Source organism: Methylobacterium aquaticum, assembly GCF_001043915.1.
Classification (GTDB): Bacteria; Pseudomonadota; Alphaproteobacteria; order Rhizobiales; family Beijerinckiaceae; genus Methylobacterium; species Methylobacterium aquaticum.
In genome coordinates this window covers 1-881 of the sequence record NZ_LABX01000427.1, presented here as the reverse complement: position 1 = coordinate 881, position 881 = coordinate 1, and the positions used below count along the sequence as shown (strand labels likewise).

General features: G+C 69.2%; 2 protein-coding genes. Both read left to right on the top strand.

Features of this window, described 5'->3' with window-relative positions; all coding sequences use genetic code 11:
• Positions 1 to 381 (top strand): aminoacyl--tRNA ligase-related protein (locus VP06_RS32975; protein ID WP_048468048.1); only part of this gene is annotated, 381 nt, incomplete at its 5' end.
• A partial coding sequence (surE, locus tag VP06_RS32970; RefSeq protein WP_048468049.1) for a 5'/3'-nucleotidase SurE occupies positions 381 to 881 on the top strand: 501 nt, incomplete at its 3' end. The genes VP06_RS32975 and surE, both read left to right, overlap by 1 nt.

Below are 881 nucleotides of genomic sequence, written 5' to 3'. Positions count from 1 at the left end.
ATGCTGGCTTGCGCGCAAGCCGTGCTGACGCGCCTCGACATCCCGTTCCGGGTCGTCACGCTCTGCACCGGCGACATGGGCTTTGCCTCGGCCAAGACCTACGACATCGAGGCGTGGCTGCCGGGCCAGAAGACGTATCGCGAGATCTCGTCCTGCTCGGTCTGCGGCGACTTCCAGGCCCGCCGGATGGAGGCGCGCTACCGCCCGAAGGAGGGCAAGGGCGTCCATTACGTCCACACCCTCAACGGCTCGGGCGTGGCGGTCGGCCGCGCGCTCATCGCCGTGATGGAGAATTACCAGAATCCCGACGGCAGCATCACGATTCCGTCGGCTCTCGCGCCCTATATGGGCGGACTCAACCGAATCGAGGGACAGCGCTGATGCGCATTCTCGTCACCAACGACGACGGCATCCACGCGCCGGGCCTGCGCTGCCTGGAGGAGATCGCCCGGGAACTCTCGGACGACGTCTGGATCGTCGCGCCGGAGACCGACCAGAGCGGCGTGTCGCACTCGCTGTCGCTCAACGATCCCCTGCGCCTGCGCCAGGCCGGCGAGCAACGCTATGCGGTGAAGGGCACCCCCTCCGACTGCATCATCATGGGCATCCGCCACATCCTGAAGGAGCACGGTCCCGACCTCGTGCTCTCGGGCGTCAACCGCGGCCAGAACGTCGCCGAGGACGTGACCTATTCGGGCACGATCGCGGGCGCCATGGAGGCGACGATCCTCGGCGTGAAGGCGATCGCGCTCAGCCAGGCCTACGGCCTCGGCGGGCGGGCCCACGTGAAGTGGCACACGGCGGCCCGGCACGGCGCCTCGGTGGTCCGGCGCGGCCCGGGAGGGCGGGGTCGGGCCGGGCCTCTGGGCCACAGCGAGTTT